Origin of the sequence: Shewanella putrefaciens, from assembly GCF_016406325.1 — a bacterium.
Classification (GTDB): Bacteria; Pseudomonadota; Gammaproteobacteria; order Enterobacterales; family Shewanellaceae; genus Shewanella; species Shewanella putrefaciens.
This window is the reverse complement of the sequence record NZ_CP066370.1, coordinates 3,242,580-3,259,040: the sequence shown is the minus strand read 5'-3', so window position 1 is coordinate 3,259,040 and position 16,461 is coordinate 3,242,580. Positions and strand designations below refer to the sequence as shown.

Annotated in this window: 14 protein-coding genes, 1 tRNA gene and 1 pseudogene; 10 read left to right on the top strand and 6 right to left on the bottom strand. The window is 44.1% G+C overall.

Going from position 1 to position 16,461, the window contains the following annotated elements; translation table 11 throughout:
* Window positions 1-146 precede the first annotated feature (146 nt).
* Window positions 147-1,520 (bottom strand): magnesium transporter, encoded by a 1,374-nt coding sequence (mgtE, locus tag JEZ96_RS14630; protein WP_025008462.1) that lies wholly within the window; start codon window positions 1,518-1,520, stop codon window positions 147-149.
* Between the two features lie 19 nt (window positions 1,521-1,539).
* A complete protein-coding gene (locus tag JEZ96_RS14625) occupies window positions 1,540-2,247 on the bottom strand; it encodes a hypothetical protein (RefSeq protein WP_025008463.1) in 708 nt (235 codons plus the stop codon).
* A 773-nt stretch (window positions 2,248-3,020) separates the two neighbouring features.
* Here JEZ96_RS14625 and JEZ96_RS14620 point away from each other — a divergent pair.
* Window positions 3,021-4,196: an endonuclease/exonuclease/phosphatase family protein gene (locus tag JEZ96_RS14620; protein WP_061783374.1), complete on the top strand. Its 1,176-nt coding sequence runs from the start codon at window positions 3,021-3,023 to the stop codon at window positions 4,194-4,196.
* Window positions 4,197-4,498: 302 nt separating this feature from the next.
* Entirely contained in the window at window positions 4,499-5,689 is a 1,191-nt protein-coding gene (locus JEZ96_RS14615) for a class I SAM-dependent rRNA methyltransferase (RefSeq protein ID WP_011788387.1), read from the top strand.
* Window positions 5,690-5,857: 168 nt separating this feature from the next.
* Here the strand turns inward: JEZ96_RS14615 and rpiA are convergent, their stop codons facing one another.
* Entirely contained in the window at window positions 5,858-6,520 is a 663-nt protein-coding gene (rpiA, locus tag JEZ96_RS14610) for a ribose-5-phosphate isomerase RpiA (protein WP_014611139.1), read from the bottom strand.
* 230 nt (window positions 6,521-6,750) lie between these two features.
* Between rpiA and JEZ96_RS14605 the strand changes: the two genes are divergently transcribed.
* The 3 genes from JEZ96_RS14605 (at window position 6,751) to JEZ96_RS14595 (ending at window position 9,797) form a co-directional block, all read left to right on the top strand.
* The gene (locus JEZ96_RS14605) at window positions 6,751-7,683 is read left to right on the top strand and encodes a DUF808 domain-containing protein (protein ID WP_061783375.1); all 933 of its coding nucleotides are present in this window, start codon (window positions 6,751-6,753) and stop codon (window positions 7,681-7,683) included.
* Window positions 7,684-7,764: 81 nt separating this feature from the next.
* Window positions 7,765-8,661, top strand: coding sequence for a 3'-5' exonuclease (locus tag JEZ96_RS14600; protein ID WP_025008464.1), 897 nt, complete (start codon window positions 7,765-7,767; stop codon window positions 8,659-8,661).
* Between the two features lie 206 nt (window positions 8,662-8,867).
* Window positions 8,868-9,797, top strand: coding sequence for a hypothetical protein (locus tag JEZ96_RS14595; protein ID WP_061783376.1), 930 nt, complete (start codon window positions 8,868-8,870; stop codon window positions 9,795-9,797).
* A gap of 105 nt (window positions 9,798-9,902) precedes the next feature.
* Here the strand turns inward: JEZ96_RS14595 and JEZ96_RS14590 are convergent, their stop codons facing one another.
* A complete protein-coding gene (locus tag JEZ96_RS14590; RefSeq protein WP_011919807.1) occupies window positions 9,903-10,241 on the bottom strand; it encodes a PBPRA1643 family SWIM/SEC-C metal-binding motif protein in 339 nt (112 codons plus the stop codon).
* Between the two features lie 348 nt (window positions 10,242-10,589).
* On the opposite strand from JEZ96_RS14590, the gene JEZ96_RS14585 reads away from it, so the two are divergent.
* Window positions 10,590-10,666 (top strand) — tRNA-Trp (locus JEZ96_RS14585).
* Window positions 10,667-10,934: 268 nt separating this feature from the next.
* Here JEZ96_RS14585 and JEZ96_RS14580 read toward each other — a convergent pair.
* Window positions 10,935-10,997: pseudogene (locus tag JEZ96_RS14580) on the bottom strand (integrase); the annotation flags it as partial.
* Window positions 10,998-11,289: 292 nt separating this feature from the next.
* On the opposite strand from JEZ96_RS14580, the gene JEZ96_RS14570 reads away from it, so the two are divergent.
* On the top strand, window positions 11,290-11,709 hold the full coding sequence (locus JEZ96_RS14570) for a tetratricopeptide repeat protein (RefSeq protein WP_025008467.1): 420 nt from the start codon (window positions 11,290-11,292) through the stop codon (window positions 11,707-11,709).
* Window positions 11,710-11,843: 134 nt separating this feature from the next.
* Here the strand turns inward: JEZ96_RS14570 and JEZ96_RS14565 are convergent, their stop codons facing one another.
* Window positions 11,844-12,464, bottom strand: coding sequence for an IS6-like element ISSpu17 family transposase (locus JEZ96_RS14565; protein WP_061783377.1), 621 nt, complete (start codon window positions 12,462-12,464; stop codon window positions 11,844-11,846).
* Window positions 12,465-12,666: 202 nt separating this feature from the next.
* On the opposite strand from JEZ96_RS14565, the gene JEZ96_RS14560 reads away from it, so the two are divergent.
* From JEZ96_RS14560 to JEZ96_RS14550, 3 genes are all read left to right on the top strand, one after another.
* Entirely contained in the window at window positions 12,667-12,957 is a 291-nt protein-coding gene (locus JEZ96_RS14560; RefSeq protein WP_011788396.1) for a DUF2607 family protein, read from the top strand.
* Between the two features lie 85 nt (window positions 12,958-13,042).
* The gene (locus tag JEZ96_RS14555; protein WP_128090265.1) at window positions 13,043-15,187 is read left to right on the top strand and encodes a TonB-dependent siderophore receptor; all 2,145 of its coding nucleotides are present in this window, start codon (window positions 13,043-13,045) and stop codon (window positions 15,185-15,187) included.
* Window positions 15,177-16,433: a DUF1624 domain-containing protein gene (locus tag JEZ96_RS14550; protein ID WP_061783378.1), complete on the top strand. Its 1,257-nt coding sequence runs from the start codon at window positions 15,177-15,179 to the stop codon at window positions 16,431-16,433. The genes JEZ96_RS14555 and JEZ96_RS14550 overlap by 11 nt, the downstream gene beginning before the upstream one ends.
* Window positions 16,434-16,461: the final 28 nt, after the last annotated feature.

Here is a 16,461-nt window from a genome sequence, read left to right as displayed (position 1 = left end):
TATTGTGATGTTAGAATATTAACCCATGATTAATGTTTGTGCTTATATTTTAAGTGTAATTAGCACATTTATGATGTAGACCAAGTCAATCAGAATTAACCCAAAAGTGAGCCGAATAAGGGGTGTTTATTCGGCCCACGAATGATTTAGGGCATAGGTAAGTCGAGCACCATTGTGGCGATACTGAAGTACACGATTACACCTATGATATCGGCGATGGAGGTGATGAGTGGCGCGCTCGCGGCCGCAGGATCCATCTTTAATTTGCTCAGTAAGAAAGGCAGAGACATACCAATCAAGCTGCCAATAATCACCACAATTTGCATTGTGAGTGCCACAACCAGTGCGATTTCAGGTCCGCCGCGCCAAAAGCCTAGCAAGGACACTGCCGCTGCCATGCTGGCTCCTAATAATCCGGCGACAAATAATTCGCGCCCTAGCATAGATAACCAGTCTTTTATTTTAACTTCCCCTGTGGCTAAGCCGCGTACCATTAAGGTGGCTGATTGCGAGCCTGCATTACCGCCGCTATCGATCAGCAGAGGTAGGAAGAAGACTAAAGAGACATAACTGGCAATGGTATCTTCAAAATAGGCAATGCCTGCGCCTGAGAAAATATTTCCAAAGACCAAAACCACTAGCCAAAATACGCGTTTACGATAGAGTAACCCTATGCTGGCTGTTTTTAGATTGTGGTCGATATTGCCTATAGCTGCGGTTTTGGTGAATTCAAGATCCGCCTGCGAACTGGCAATATCCATTGCATCGTCATAGGTAACAATGCCGACCAATTGACCTTTACCATTGATAATGGGAAGTGCCATTAAGTCATAGTGAGCAATCATCTGTGCCGCTTCTTCGCGCAGGGCGTTGGCATCAAGCGCAACAGGATCGGGCTTCATAAAATCGACCACTCGCTCATCGGGTTGTGCGAGTAGTAATTGCCTTAAAGAGACTGTGCCTATCAAGCGGCCTAACATATCCACTACATAGGTTTGATAAATAGTTTCCTTATCATTAGCTTCAGTACGTAGCGCCTCTATGGCCTCGCCAGCCGTGTGGCGGCTATTAAGCAAGGTGTAATCTGACGTCATCACCGCACCAACCTTGGCTTTATCATAGGCGGCGAGGGTGCGCATATCTTCCCGTTTGGCCAATGCTAGCGCAGGTAAAATCGCCGCTTGCTGGGTTTCATCGAGCAGATTATAGAGGTCGGCACGTTCATCTGCTGCCATGTGAACCAGTAGCGCAGATAGCGTGGTTTTATCTAATTGCTGTACTAAGCTGGCTTGCAATTCATCGGTCAGATAGCGAAACAGATTGGCGCAAACCTTAGGTGAGGCCAGTTGCAACAATAGGACTTGTTGAGCTTGATTAAAGACGTTAAATACGGCTGCAATATCCGCAGGGTGGCGTTTTTCGGCTAATTCAGCCATGACGCTTGCACTGCGTTGCTCGATAATCATTTGCAGATTATGGATGATTTTTTTAGTGTTGTTTTTGCTGTTATTCATGTTCATAGCTCATTCTCCCAACGATCTAGTGACCAAAGTAAAAGGTGATGTCTGCGCCAAGTTGCAGCGCGTTGCCACGAAGGGCATTGCCTAAGCTCAATTCCAGCTGTAGCTGTTGTTGCGGTGTGTGTTGATAGGCGAACTGATAGGCAGTCTCGCTCAACTCTTTTTGATAAAGCTCGGCTATCACGCGGTGATGACTACTGAGTTCATGTGCCGCCGCGATACCCACCAATAATTGGGTTGATTGATTAAACTCATGGGTAAAACCTATATTGGCATAGAGACTGACATCAGAATCGCTTAAGGTTTTGCCAAAAATGCCGAAGACTTCGGTGGCTAATTCGTTACTGGCATCGAGGTTTTTCTGCAAGTTGATTACCAGTGCACTGTGCCAATCATCCTGCTGCCGATTTGAATCTGAGTGAGAGTTTAAGTTGAGCGGCAGCTTAATGCCGACTTCAGCTTGCTCCTCACGAATATCGTCATTGGCATTGGACGCTAATCCTATATGCCATTCCCATTGATTGCGGCTGCAAGTCGTGGTTGCATTTAATTGCGTCCGAGCATGATCCGACCTAGGTTGTTGCCAGCCCATTTCTAATTCACAGCGCTCAGCGAGGGCAGGATCATCCACTTCGAGATGGGATGCCGCTGCACTCATGCTGTAGTACAAGCTGATACTTGCGCAGGATAACGATCGCAAAATTGCTGTGTTGTTTATGTAAGCCATATTTAGGCTCCTCAGATGTAAACCCATAGGTGTAAATCCATAGGGAAAACGAAGTCCACTGAGGCAAAAAACTTGCTTTGAGATGCAATAAATACACATAACTGAACCCCAGCAAAATGCTGGAATTGCTAAAGCGCAGCCATAGGCTCAGGCTTATTGTCTGTGATTGATATTTTGGGGGAGGCTGAGTGAAGAATGGTTCACACTACTACCCTGCTTAGCAGGTAGCAGCAAATATTGCGGGCTAGTGCTAGGCGTTAAATCCTGTCTTTTGGACAGGGCATCTACTGTCGCTTATGTGTGTGCCCACAGTGGGTCTCCGCAATGATTAAAGTCGCCACATTCTAAGGGACTGAAATGTAAAGTCAACCGCACATGTTATTACATATGTTTTTGTTTGAATTTACACTTTAAGTAAAAGTTAATTTTATGATCATTCTTGGGCTTGCGTGATTTTGTTGGGAGTGCTGGTGGTTTTGCGTGCTAATCATTGTTGTTTGATTGTTTGTTTTTTGGCTGATAGCGGTTGATTTTTGTTGTCGGATTTAACTGTGATATTGAATTGTGGTTTTTAACGGTATGACTTATCTCAGTAAGGTGTATTTGAGTCGCCAGAGATGAGTTAAGACTTTATCTAAAATGGGGGATTTGGCATTAGTGCACTTCGGGTATACCCTTGTCGGCCTGCGGTGAGTCATTGTGCTCATTCAGATTAAGTCAGATTAAGTCAGATTAAGAGAGTTTGCTGTATTCAGATTTTGGGGGATTAAGCTGTGGCACACAATATCGATGAGTTGGAATCAGTGGCTGCACCTATCGATCATAAGCGCACCGCGAATATCAAGATCGCCAGTATCAATCTGTTTAATTTTATTGAGCCGCCTTTGGCTTACTATGATTTTGAAAATATCTATAGCCATGGGCAATGGCAGAAAAAGTGTCAGTGGTTGAGTGAGTTTCTCGCACATCGCCAGCCCGATATTGTCGGATTTCAAGAAGTGTTTAGCCCTGAACCGCTCAAACGAATCGCTCGCGAGCAAGGTCTAGGGTATTTTGCGGTCGTTGATGAGCCAACTCTTATCAGTGATTACATTTATCGCAGCCCTGTGGTCGCGCTTGCCTCCCGTTATCCTATAGTGGAAATCAGCAGTGTCGAACCTGATGCACGTTTAGTGGCAGCCATGGGATTATCGAGTGAATTTGCCTTTAGCCGTAAGGTGCTGCGCGCAACCGTTGAAGTGCCACACATCGGCAAGTGTGACTATTATGTGGTGCACTTTAAGTCAAAACGTGCGGGATTAGCGCTCGAGCCTAAGCTATTTGAACATCAGCCACTTGGGTTAGATAACTTGGCTCCCGCAGCGAGCATGAAACTGCATTCAGAAACCCAATTACTCACAGAGCAAGCCTTAGGCCGCTGGGCATCCACCATGCAGCGCGGCGCAGAAGCAGCGTTATTATTCAATGGCATATTAGTACGTAGGCAAGAATCTAAACATCCTGTCATAGTGATGGGGGACTTTAATGACAGCCTGACAATGGGCGCCTTAGATGCGTTAACGATACAGGGCGAGAGTATCCACAGTAATGACATTAAAGCCGCGGGCTTTGGGCATTTATCCGATGCGGCGTTAGCGGCGGTGTTTGCTCAGTATCAACTTAAAGATGCCTATGAATTATTTATTGAAGCGAACTTGAGGGACAGTTTGACTGGCAATACCGCTTACCATAGGGAACACAGAGCGGCGACCCATTACTATGGCCCTAAAGGTTCTGTGCTGGATTATATTTTGCTTTCGAGTGAGTTTGATGCGAGCCATGGCCGCAGTTTAGCGCAAGTCGTAGATTATCAGACCTGCGATAGACACTTAGTCAGACCTGAATATGAACGCGACGCCTACAGTACTGACCATGCGCCCGTCATTGTTGAGTTAGCGCTACGTAGCTAAGTTCTCGTGTTTGCTTATTAATTCGTCTTATTTCAAATCATGTCAGTTGTCTTTATCGCGCAGGCATCTTCTTGCTATGGTTTTGTTAGCGTTGTGTCATTAACCATTCCTACATCATTTCGCATGAATATCATTCAGAATTAACCGTTAAAATAAGGTATGATCGGCCATCCGTGGATGATGGTAAATAAGCACTGCGGCGTGTTCGGTACTCGCACTTAGGTGGCATTGGGTATATCATCCGTTTCCCATTTTTAGACAGCAGCCCTTTTTTAGTGGCGGCCCTATTTTTAAAGGCAACTATGGCTATCAGAATCAAACTTAAACCCGGCCGCGAAAAGTCGCTCGAGCGTCGTCATCCTTGGGTATTTTCCAATGCTATTCATAACATTAAGGGAAAACCTGAAGCGGGTGAGACAGTCGATGTGGTCGCGCATGATGGTCATTGGTTAGGTCGTGGTGCTTGGTCGCCTGAGTCGCAAATTCAAGTGCGGATTTGGACTTTCGATCGCGAAGAAGAAATTGATCGCGCGTTTTTTGCCAGACGTTTACAGCGGGCGCAAATCGGCCGTAACGATTTAATCCGTGAGCAGGGTTTAACGGGTTACCGTTTAGTGGCTGCTGAGTCCGATGGTTTACCTGGGATCACCATCGACAGATATGCCAATGTGTTGGTGTGCCAGTTATTGAGCACAGGTGCTGATTTATGGCGCGATACCTTAGTCGAGTTATTGGCTGAGCAATATCCAGATTGTGCTATCTATGAGCGTTCTGATGTGGATTCCCGTAAGAAAGAAGGTCTACTGCCTGTGACGGGTTTACTGCACGGCACTCTGCCAGAAATGCCAGTGATTATTGAAGAAAACGGCATCAAGATCGCCGTCGATGTGATTAAAGGCCATAAGACAGGTTTCTATCTCGATCAGCGTGATAACCGCGCCATTGCCGCCCGTTTTGTCAAAGATAAATCGGTATTGAACTGTTTTTGCTACACGGGGACTTTTGGTCTGTACGCTGCGAAAGCAGGTGCTGCCAGTATTGAAAACGTCGATGTGTCTTCTCTAGCCTTGGCGACAGCGCGCCTCAATATGCAAGTGAACGGTTTGAGTGATGACAATGTGCATTACAACGAAGCCGATGTGTTCAAGTTGCTGCGCCAGTACCGTGATGAAGGTAAAACCTTTGATGTGATTGTGCTCGACCCGCCTAAGTTTGCCGATAACAAAGCACAGTTAAACGGGGCTTGCCGTGGTTATAAAGACATCAATATGATTGCATTGCAGTTATTGAATCCGGGCGGCGTGTTATTGACCTTCTCTTGCTCAGGATTAATGCCTGCGGATCTGTTTCAAAAAATCGTGGCCGATGCTGCGCTCGATGCGAAACGTGAAATCCAGTTTATCGAACGCTTAAGCCAAGCGAGCGATCACCCTATCGGTAGCGCCTTCCCAGAAGGATTCTACTTAAAAGGTCTAGTCGCCAGAGCTTGGTAAGCCAAGCGCTTGATATAAGCTGTCTGCGATGGGCAACTTAGTTAGATAACATTGAGCTATAAAAAGAATCATAAAAAATGCCAGCCCTTGAATAAAGTGGCTGGCATTTTTACAGCGTATTTTTACAATCAGCAGCCTTGTGACTGTGATAGGATTTTTGCACTTAACTTATTTGGCAGTAAACGTTTTTACGCCATCAGGGGTGCCAACGAGTAACACATCCGCACCGCGTTTGGCAAACAGACCGTTAGTCACTACACCGACTATCTCATTGATCTGACTTTCTAATTCTTTTGGATTAAGGATTTTAAGATTATACACATCGAGGATCACGTTGCCGTTATCGGTCACAACACCTTGGCGATAAACAGGATCTCCACCCAATTTTACCAATTGGCGAGCGACATAAGAGCGAGCCATTGGAATGACTTCTACGGGGAGCGGAAATTCACCTAATATGTTGACTTGTTTAGTGTTATCAACGATGCAGATAAACTTCTCAGCTACAGCCGCGACAATTTTCTCGCGAGTTAATGCTGCGCCACCACCTTTGATCATATCCATACGATCGTTGATTTCATCGGCACCGTCTACATAGACAGATAAACGATCGACGCTGTTTAAGTCATAAACGGGAATTCCTAGCGCTTTCATTTTCTGAGTAGATGCTTCCGAGCTTGAAACCGCACCTTCGATATCATCTTTCATGGTAGCGAGTGCATCAATAAAGTGGTTTACAGTCGAACCTGTACCTACACCGACAATACTGCCTTCTTCAACGTACTTAAGCGCGGCCCAACCAGCAGCTTTTTTCATTTCATCTTGAGTCATGTTGACATCCTGTAACGGCAAATGAGTAAAAAATTCTGCGATTAGTATACTCTTTTCCGGCAGATAATGTGGGGCAATTCCATTGCCAGTGTGATCTGCATTCATGGTATTTCTAGATTAGAAATAATGTAAGCGACTTAAGCAGTTAAGATGAAAAGCATTTCACTATACGCACTCAATCTAACTAAGTTACTATGACAAAAGCAGAATGCGTTTATTAAGGAAGTTTTATGGCTGGGGCGAGTTTATTAACTTTACTCGATGATATCGCATCGATTTTAGATGATGTGGCGGTGATGAGTAAGGTTGCCGCAAAGAAAACCGCAGGAGTACTAGGAGATGATTTAGCGCTTAATGCCCAGCAAGTAACGGGCGTAAGCGCCGATCGTGAATTACCCGTCGTGTGGGCGGTGGCCAAGGGATCATTCCGTAATAAGTTGATTTTAGTGCCTGCAGCAATGCTTATCAGCGCGTTTATTCCTTGGGCTGTCACGCCATTATTGATGTTTGGTGGGCTATTTTTGTGTTACGAAGGCTTTGAAAAACTGCATCACAGCTATAACCATAGAAAGGGCCAGCAGCAACACCAAAGCCAAGTAGAGAATGAGTTACCTGAGATTAAAGATATCGCCACCTACGAGGCCGAAAAAGTTAAAGGGGCGATTCGTACCGACTTTGTGTTATCGGCGGAAATTATTGCCATCACCCTTGGTATAGTGGCGAATAGATCGTTATCGACACAGTTTTTTACCTTAGCAATTATTGGCATAGTGATGACCATAGGCGTGTATGGCTTAGTGGCAGCGATTGTCAAAATGGATGATGCGGGGTTGTACTTGAGTCAACGTGAAGGTGCCTCTGTATTAACTCAAATGAACCGTAAATTAGGCTTTGGTTTATTGAGCGCCGCCCCCATATTAATGAAAAGTTTAACGATTATTGGCACGGCAGCCATGTTTATGGTGGGTGGTGGGATTTTAACCCATGGTTTGCATATCATCGGTGAGCAAATTCACCATGCGCAACAAGCTATTGCTGCAATCAGTGTTATCGGCCCTGCCTTAGCGGTTCTCACGCCTAGCATACTCAACGGGTTATTTGGTGTGCTTGCGGGGGCCCTTGCTGTTTTTCTTATGGCGGGAATTCAAAAGCTGCGTAGTTAATTGCTAGTTTTGGTGGAAGATAGTTCGATATAGGAATGGTTTCTAACGGAAGTTGTTCTTTAAGCTCTCAAGGACGGTGTCATGAAGTTAATGAAGTATTGCCTTTCACCCAATAAGTTAGCTTGGCTACGTCAGGAGCTAGGCGAGAATGCCGATGGTTTGATTGCGGTAATGGATGCGGCGGGTAGCGCCTATTTGGCCCAAGCAGCACAGTCTGATACTTCAGTTGCAGTAGATGCTTTGCCTAAATTAATAGGGCCTGAGCTTAAGTTATTGTGGTTTAAACAAAAGCTTGCACTTATCACTCGTCTTGATGATATTGAGTTATCCCAATTAGCCCCTTTCGAGCTTGAGGGCGCGCGAGTTATTGTGGTTCAGCCTGATGAATTAACAACAGTGCTGCAAAGCATAAGCAAGCAGCGTGTCATTGGGTTTGATACCGAAACTCGCGCAAGTTTTGAGCGCGGAGTGCAGCATCCCTTAAGTTTGATCCAAATCGCGACCCATGACACCTGCTATTTGTTTCAACATGCGCTGTTAGCTGAGCAGTTAGGGTTATTAAAACCTGTGCTTGAGGATGAGAATATTTTGAAAGTGGGTGTTGGCCTTAGAAGTGACGGTCAAGCATTAACGCGGGAGTGGGGGATTAATGTCACGCCGAGGTTAGATTTGAACTGGGTTCTAGCACAGCTTGGGGCGGGTAAAGAAATGGGTACTCGTCAACTGGTCGCCACGTTACTGCAAAAGCGTATCGATAAGCCTAAAAAAGTGACCCTATCGAATTGGCAACAGGTACCTCTAACCTCTACACAAATTGTTTATGCCGCCTTAGATGCATTGGCAGCGCAGCATTGTTTTAGCGAGTTAATCGACAAACTTAAGCCATTTTATCTGGCATCATTAGAAGCGAATACTCAGTTGCTTACTCAAAACCTAACGGCTCGACTGGCGAGCTATTTTGAACAGGCCAATGGGTAAAGGGATGATTTTGAATACCAAAGAAACTCGGGCTAAGTTGAAAGCGGATCCACTTAGCTCCAATGTTAGCTCACAGGGAACTAGCACTTTGGGCTTGATATACCGAGTCATTGGGATGTTGTTTTTATTAGGACTAGTGACGCTCGGGGTTAATACATGGCTTTAAGCTCAAAAATACTTAAGCTATAAAAAGGGAGAGGGGCGCTATGTTAGATGCGATTTGTGAACTCGATGTAGAGCAAGGCGACGCAATTCGAGTGACATACAGCGTATTTACGTTTCAGCACTTGTCCGAAGCGGATATTGAGCGTCTGCGTCAAAGGTTATTTTGCCCTGCCTGTAGCGGTAAAGCCTATTTCCGTAAAGCCTCAAAAGATGGCAAAGCTGCCTGCTTTGGATCCCGCTATCATCAAATTGATTGCATTGAATTTAAACCTTCGGCACAAAAATCCCGAGAAGAGCAAGATGCTATCGAAGTGCATCAACAGCTGGTGGATGCCGATGCGCTGATGATCGATTTTAGCCGTAAACCGAGAATAGCTAAATCTAGCACTGCCAAGTCAAAGGAACACGCAGATAAAACCATACTTAATTCAGCGCAGATTGCGGATATTGAAGTAAAGAAGGTTAACGCTGACACAGTGCAAGAAGCCCCGATGCAATATCAGGTCGACACGCCAAAAGATACCCCACTCAAAGAAAAACGTGTCCCAAGCCAAGGGCTCGAAAAGTTGCTCCACAGTTTACTGCGTGGTTCCGATTTAGCCACATCCAACCTCTGGGTATATACAGATAGTGAGCGTAAATACCGTTGGCGGGCAAAGAATCTATTTGTGAATTTTGCCGATGCCGATCCCAGTGATAACAAGCCTCATATGTATTGGGGGACGATTTCACATACGGATCCAACCATGAATTGGCTCAATCCCGCAGACAGTAAAGATATAGGTATTCCTATCGATGGGGTAAAGGCAAAACTATTAAAGCAATTTGCCATTGAAGATAAACGTGATTTAGAAGGCGCAGGGCTGATTTTATTTGGCAAGTGTTTTTGGAATAAAGAAAAGACCCGCAAAATTATTCAGTTATGGAATAACGATTTACAGCGAATTTTTATCTCACCAATTGAGGATTAACCGAGCTATTAATGGTTTAAATAGGATTTAGCGGGAAAAGAGAAGTGAAAAGGGGCTTATTCTCGTGGCAGCAAAAAGACCCTATTAAAGTGATGTACTTCGGATTTATTTACCGCAACATTTTTTAAATTTTTGACCACTACCGCAGGCGCATGGCTCATTACGGTTCGGCTTTTTCTCAAAGGTGGTTGTTTTAGGTTTATTTAATAAACCTTCTAATTCAATAATGTTTTCTGGTACATCGGCATTGACTTCAATATTAGCGAACAGTTGATGCTCGGCAACAATAGCGGCAACTTCAAGTTTACGTGCTTCGTCTGCAACGATTAATTGCAGGGGAAAAGCCTCTGTTCCCGGTTTAGCGGCACGTTTAGTGTTGTAGCCATAGCTTTCATGCTTTGGCTTAGGCGTTCTACGACCTTTAAAGAAAAATTTGTCAGACATGAAGGGGGTTCCGTGGAGCTGTGTATGAAATTGACGATGCTTATACTATAAAACACCGGTTTTATAAATCGAACTCAGATATTTTTTCGATAACTGCGTTTATGACGACGCTTTATTCGGGCATCTCACCATTAAATACAGCTTATTTAGCATGGAGGGATTTATCCGTTCGCTTCAAGGTTGCAGTGCAACGCCACTTGGTAGGCTGGCATGGTGTGTTTTTCATCGTTATGCTAATTAAATCAACATACATAATAAAACTTGTTTGAAAAATCCTCAGTTAATGAGGTTTGTCATAAAAAGTCCTTTACCTTTGAGAGTGCTTTTAGCATAATGCCCCACGTCAACAGGGGTGTAGTTCCAATTGGTAGAACAGCGGTCTCCAAAACCGATGGTTGCGGGTTCGAGTCCTGCCACCCCTGCCAAATAAAACAACGGCTTGCATAGAAATATGCGAGCCGTTTTTATTTTTGTTAGAAAAGTCGTTAGAAATGTCTAATCAGCTTTTTGAATAACGATTCACTTCTTAATACTGCCGATCGTTGGCACGATCTCTGTTCTGCGATCATAAACGTTTACTTGGCCAACGGTTTTATGCCCACTAAATTGCTGCTTGTCATGAATGTTTCCTTCAAAGTCAGAGATGCCTTTCGCTTTGATGTCGTGAAATGTGAACGTTCGTTCAATGTCTGGATATTGTAGGGCTTGCATGATGATATCTGTTGGGAAATGGCGTCCAGAAAAGTTTAGCGACATTGATGATGTTAGTTAAGAGAGCATCGCTCATGATAAACTCGTTCCTCAGTTTGCGACAGAACCCTCGGAAGGTGTATGGCGTCCACTACGAGAAGCAGATATGTCTCATAGAGTCGATGCAGTAAGTTGGTGGAACAGTACCGGAAGAGGATATGGAGCAAGAGATCCTGAGGTTAGAAACTGGATGCTGGACTCAAATAACTATTACCTTGATCATTACTCTATAAACAGATCGCAAGGTGCTATGTTAGGGCAAACATATTTAAAGCCATTGATTTAAAACGAGGTTCTTATGGGTGGCATTGAATCTGAAATTGTTAAAAAAATCGAGCTTGGGAATTCCTTTGAAGATAAGGGGGATTTTAACAAAGCATTGGAGGTTTATTTTTCGGCATTAACTGATATAGAAAATGCCATTGTTGATAAATATAAATCGGAAGAGGCTCGGTGGTTAATTTCATGCATATGTGGTGTGTATTTCTTAAAAAAAGAATATCTTGAGGCAAAGAAGTGGGCTCTTGAGATATTTAAATATAACATTCCTGAGTATGGAACGTCAGAGCTAATTGATTTAGGGGTAATATATTTCGAGCTGGAAGATAAGGATAATGCTTTTGAGTGTTTTTCAAAAGCATATGCAAGAGGGAAAGGCAGAGCCTTTCAAGGCTATAACAAAAAATATTTTGATTTTTTTAAATCGTATAAAAAATAGGGTTCTGTCGCAAACTGAGAGCTTGCAGCTAAGATTTGAGGGCGCAAGATCCCTCAGATACAATTATGCGGCTAAAGAATAAAATTGTTCCCATGGTGTCATCTTTTCGGTGGTGTTCATTTGCCCTTGCTTTATCATGAACCAAAGTTCAACGCCAGCAAGCGTTGATTCGGCACCTTCCCAAGACTTCCAACCCAAACATTGATCATTTTACCTTTCACTTTTCGATGACTTTGCTCAACAATATTATTCAGATATTTTATGGCTAAAACCTCAATCATAAACAACATGCAACCAGACAGCCAAAGACGAATATTAATGGTGTCTAATGCCGCAGCATTTGCCCCACTTTGATCAATGACGACCTTTCCAGGTAAGCCATGTTGGTTGATAGCTTTATTGAAAAACGCCCGAGCAGCAGGTTCATCACGGGTCTCACTCAAATAAAAATCAATAATAGCACCGTATTTATCCACGGCGTGATAATAGTAAACCCAGCGACCTTTAATCTTTATGTAGGTTTCGTCCATTCGCCACGACCCTGATACTCGACGCTTTCTCTTCCTGAATACGGCTTCGAGTTGCGGCGCATATTTGATAACCCAACGGTTCAGTGTTGAGTGGTCAAAATGGATATTACGTTCAGCGAACATCTCCTCAATTTCACGGTAACTCAGTTTATAGGCCAGGTAATATCGTAGGGCTTGCATGATGATATCTGTTGGGAAATGGCGTCCAGAAAAGTTTAGCGACATTGATGATGTTAGTTAAGAGAGCATCGCTCATGATAAACTCGTTCCTCAGTTTGCGACAGAACCAGTTGATCTGCCTGCTTATTTTTACCTTATTTCATATACCTCTTGTAACATTTGTGCCCTGTGTCTTAGGTAAATCGATTTGCAACTTTAGTTGTTCTTAACATACAATCGCCTGCCAAATTATGTGAGGAAGTATGGTTTGAACAGTGTGATGCACACAAGACGCACCTTAGCGATATGGCTTGTTGCCATATTGGTGCTATTGTCTGTGGCTTCGGCAGTTCACAGTGTTTCCCATTTAAAAGATGACTCAACAACCCATTGTGCGCTTTGCTTACATCAACACCAAACACAACATGCGTTAACGAGTACACCCTTTCATTTCCAACTGTCCCAACAAAGCTATATCCGCGTTGAGTTTCAAGTCGTTTCCTTTGAACAACTGTTTAGTCGTTTCTTTAATAGTCGTGCACCACCGATAACAGCTTAATTTTTTGATTAAATTCATTAATTTATTGGTTTTGTAGTGTCTTGGTTTTACTAAGGCGCTGATGCTGTTTATTTTCGGAGTGAAAATGACTTATTTAGCTTTCCCAAAGCGCGTAGCGCTTTTACTGGGCGTTTTCGTTGCGTTCAATTCTCCAATGGTGTTTGCCGCGAAGGAGCTTCAATCGAATGAACAAGTTACCGATTCAGATATTGAGCGTTTAAGTATCCATTATCGTCAAGCCTACCGTGGTAATGTACCCGCAGAGGCACTTCCCCAAGCGATTAGTGTGCTGGATGAACAATTAATAAAAGATGCGGGCCTGACAAGGTTTCAGGATGTTCTGGATTATTCTGCCAGTGTAGCGCGGCAAAATAATGGTGGCGGGTTATGGGATAGTTTTTCTTTGCGCGGTTTTCCGGGCAATGAAAATATGCCATCGGGTTATTTAATCAATGGCTTTAATGGTGGACGAGGCTTTAGTGGCCATAGGGACTTGTCTAATGTTGCCTATGTTGAGATTTTAAAAGGTCCTGGTTCGGCGCTTTATGGGCGTTCTGAACCTGGTGGCACAGTCAATATCGTGACTAAGAAACCCCAATATGAAAGCAGTGGTTATTTAAAGGCATCGGCTGGGAGTTTCGACCAATATCGGTTAGAAGGCGATGTTACCTCTGGTTTAACCGAGTCTGTGGCTTTTCGGATCAATGGCGCTTGGCAGGAATACGATAGTTTTCGTGATTATGTGTTTAGTGATAAGAAAATCGTTACGCCTTCTGTACGTTGGCAGGTTTCCGATAAAGCCTCATTACTCTATGAGCTTGAGTATCTTAAACAGGAGCAGTTATTTGACCGCGGTTTTATCGTACTCAATAACGATATCAAGACAGTGCCGCGCTCACGTTATCTAGGTGAGCCTAATGATGGCGCAACGAAGGTGAATGCCACTGGGCATCAACTGACCTATGACTATGAATTAAATGATGATTGGTCATTAACTGCGGGTTATAACTATCGCGATTCCACCTTAAAGGGTTATTCCTCCGATGCTGAGCTGGCAAAGGGGCGTCAATCTTTATTTGATGATGGTCGTACACTGACTCGCCAGCATCGATATAGGGATTATGCCTCAGAGGATAATTCCCTTCGTCTTGAATTAAGTGGTCATCTTGATACGGGTTTTATTCGTCATAATTTGCTGCTTGGTGCCGATGCCTACCACTACAACCTGAAGACGGGGCTTTATCGCTATCGAGGTAAAAAAGGCGAATATGCCATCGATATTTTTGAGCCGCAATATGGCAGCGTTCAACCTGAGGTAAGTTTACTGTATGAGAATGAGGAAACTCAGAAGGCATGGGGGTCTTATCTTCAAGATCAAATGGACTTAACTGAAAAGTGGAAATTACATTTAGGACTGAGGTTTGATAGTTATCAGCAAGATATTCGTGAAACGGCTAAAGAGACGCTATCGGAACAAACCGATAATCGGGTTAGCCCTAAAGTGGGTCTCGTCTATTTGTGGTCAGATGCATTAAGTTTTTATAGTTCTTACTCTGAAGGATTTTTACCGCTTTCAGGAACTGACTATGCGGGGAATCCATTTGAAGCTGAAGAAAGTCAATCTGTAGAGCTGGGCATGAAGTTTAATGCTGCTTGGCTTAACGACCTTGCCATAAATGGTAGTTTAGCCGTGTTTGATGCCAAAAAGAGCAATATTTTAACCTCAGATCCTGTGAATGTAGGGTTTTCGGCTACTTTGGGGGAAGCGAAAAGTGCAGGACTTGAATTAGATATCGCGGCCGATCTGACTGAGTCATTACAAGGCAGACTATCCTATGCCTATCTTAATACGCGTACAGCCAACGATACTTTGAATGTTGACTTTGGCGTACAAATACCCGCAGGAAGTCCACTGGTTAACGTGCCTAAACAAACCGCAAGTATTTTGTTGAAACAAGATCTCAATGATTTTTCCATTGATGGGCATTTGGGATTAAGTTGGCGCTATATTGATTCGCGCCTCGGCGATTCTGCCGATCCTAGCTTTCAATTGCCTTCTTATCAGTTAGTTGGGTTGTTTATGAACACCCACTTAAGCGACAACTTAAGCCTTGGTGTGAATCTGGATAACTTACTGGATGAACATTACATCGCGAGTAGCTATTCCGCTCTTTGGGCCGTGCCGGGTGAGCCACGTAGCATTAAAGTGAGTGTCAGCTATGAATTCTAATATCAGTGCTAATCCAGCGTTATCTTCAGGTTTTACCGAGCAAGAACGGGGTCATTCTATTGGCCGCACCCGGATCAATAGTATCGATATGATGCGCGGTATGGTGATGCTTATCATGTTACTCGACCATGTGAGGGAGCGGTTTTTCTTTCACATGCAGGTGAGCGATCCTATGGATTTGAGTTCGACCTCTTGGGGGCTTTTTCTGAGTCGTTTTGCTGCCCATTTTTGTGCGCCGGTCTTTGTGTTCTTAACCGGGGTTTCTGCATGGCTTTATGCCAATCGTAGCCATGGTGAGCCACGTTCAGCACGGGAGTTTTTGATTAAACGCGGGCTGTTTTTAATCGCGCTGGAAATTTTAGTGATTAACTTCTCTAACCTCTCTTGGATGGTCAGCTATTACACCCTTTGGTTACAGGTGATTTGGGTGATTGGTCTGAGTATGTTAGCGCTCGCTGCGCTGATAAACCTGCCTAGACCTTGGATGGCCCTTTTAGGATTTGCGATTGTTTTTGGTCATAATCTGTTGACGCCTATTGGTTTTCAGCCCAATGAGTGGGCTTACGGTCTGTGGACCATATTGCACGACCGCGGCTATCTCGTCAGCGAAGGTGCGCTTAGGGTTAAGGTGAGTTATCCCGTGCTGCCTTGGATTGGAGTGATTTTACTGGGTTATGTTGCAGGGCCACTTTTTAGTAATAAGCCGAACGGAAGCCATCTTGATGCATTGGCTCGCCAGCAAAAGCTGTTGTTTTTAGGGATCAGCTGTTGGGTACTTTTTGCGGTGCTACGTGGGTTTAACCTTTATGGCGAAACCTTGCCTTGGCAGTCGGGGGCACATTTGGGTGAAACCTTGATGTCGGTATTTAACTTAACGAAATACCCGCCATCATTAAGCTTTTTACTGGTGACTTTAGGCGGCATGTTCTTTTGCTTAGTGGCCTTTGAGCGGTATTTTGCATCAAGTGGGAAAGTGGGTGGGAGATTAGCGCGAGTCGGTAATGGGTTGTCTGTGTTTGGCTCAGTCCCTATGTTCTTCTATATCTTGCATTTGTACGTGCTGTTACTGCTTTATACTTTAGCGAAATTCATCTTTGGCGCAAACCATGGTGAGTACTTTGGCGTGAGCAATATAGGATGGGTTTGGTTTATCGCGGGCGTGTTAGCCATCGCATTGTATTATCCCGTTAAGCTATTTAGCGAGTATAAAAAACACAGCACTCAGGCTTGGATTAAGTACCTCTAATCTATTTTGCGTGATCAAGCTTTAAAGG

Excerpts from the sequence above, each read along its gene's own strand:
- JEZ96_RS14550 (WP_061783378.1), top strand. The coding sequence starts at position 15,177 with ATGAATTCTAATATCAGTGCTAATCCAGCGTTATCTTCAGGTTTTACC.
- JEZ96_RS14605 (WP_061783375.1), top strand. The coding sequence starts at position 6,751 with ATGGCTGGGGCGAGTTTATTAACTTTACTCGATGATATCGCATCGATT.
- JEZ96_RS14555 (WP_128090265.1), top strand. The coding sequence starts at position 13,043 with ATGACTTATTTAGCTTTCCCAAAGCGCGTAGCGCTTTTACTGGGCGTT.
- rpiA (WP_014611139.1), bottom strand. The coding sequence starts at position 6,520 with ATGACTCAAGATGAAATGAAAAAAGCTGCTGGTTGGGCCGCGCTTAAG.
- mgtE (WP_025008462.1), bottom strand. The coding sequence starts at position 1,520 with ATGAACATGAATAACAGCAAAAACAACACTAAAAAAATCATCCATAAT.
- JEZ96_RS14570 (WP_025008467.1), top strand. The coding sequence starts at position 11,290 with ATGGGTGGCATTGAATCTGAAATTGTTAAAAAAATCGAGCTTGGGAAT.
- JEZ96_RS14595 (WP_061783376.1), top strand. The coding sequence starts at position 8,868 with ATGTTAGATGCGATTTGTGAACTCGATGTAGAGCAAGGCGACGCAATT.
- JEZ96_RS14590 (WP_011919807.1), bottom strand. The coding sequence starts at position 10,241 with ATGTCTGACAAATTTTTCTTTAAAGGTCGTAGAACGCCTAAGCCAAAG.
- JEZ96_RS14565 (WP_061783377.1), bottom strand. The coding sequence starts at position 12,464 with ATGTCGCTAAACTTTTCTGGACGCCATTTCCCAACAGATATCATCATG.
- JEZ96_RS14600 (WP_025008464.1), top strand. The coding sequence starts at position 7,765 with ATGAAGTTAATGAAGTATTGCCTTTCACCCAATAAGTTAGCTTGGCTA.
- JEZ96_RS14625 (WP_025008463.1), bottom strand. The coding sequence starts at position 2,247 with ATGGCTTACATAAACAACACAGCAATTTTGCGATCGTTATCCTGCGCA.
- JEZ96_RS14615 (WP_011788387.1), top strand. The coding sequence starts at position 4,499 with ATGGCTATCAGAATCAAACTTAAACCCGGCCGCGAAAAGTCGCTCGAG.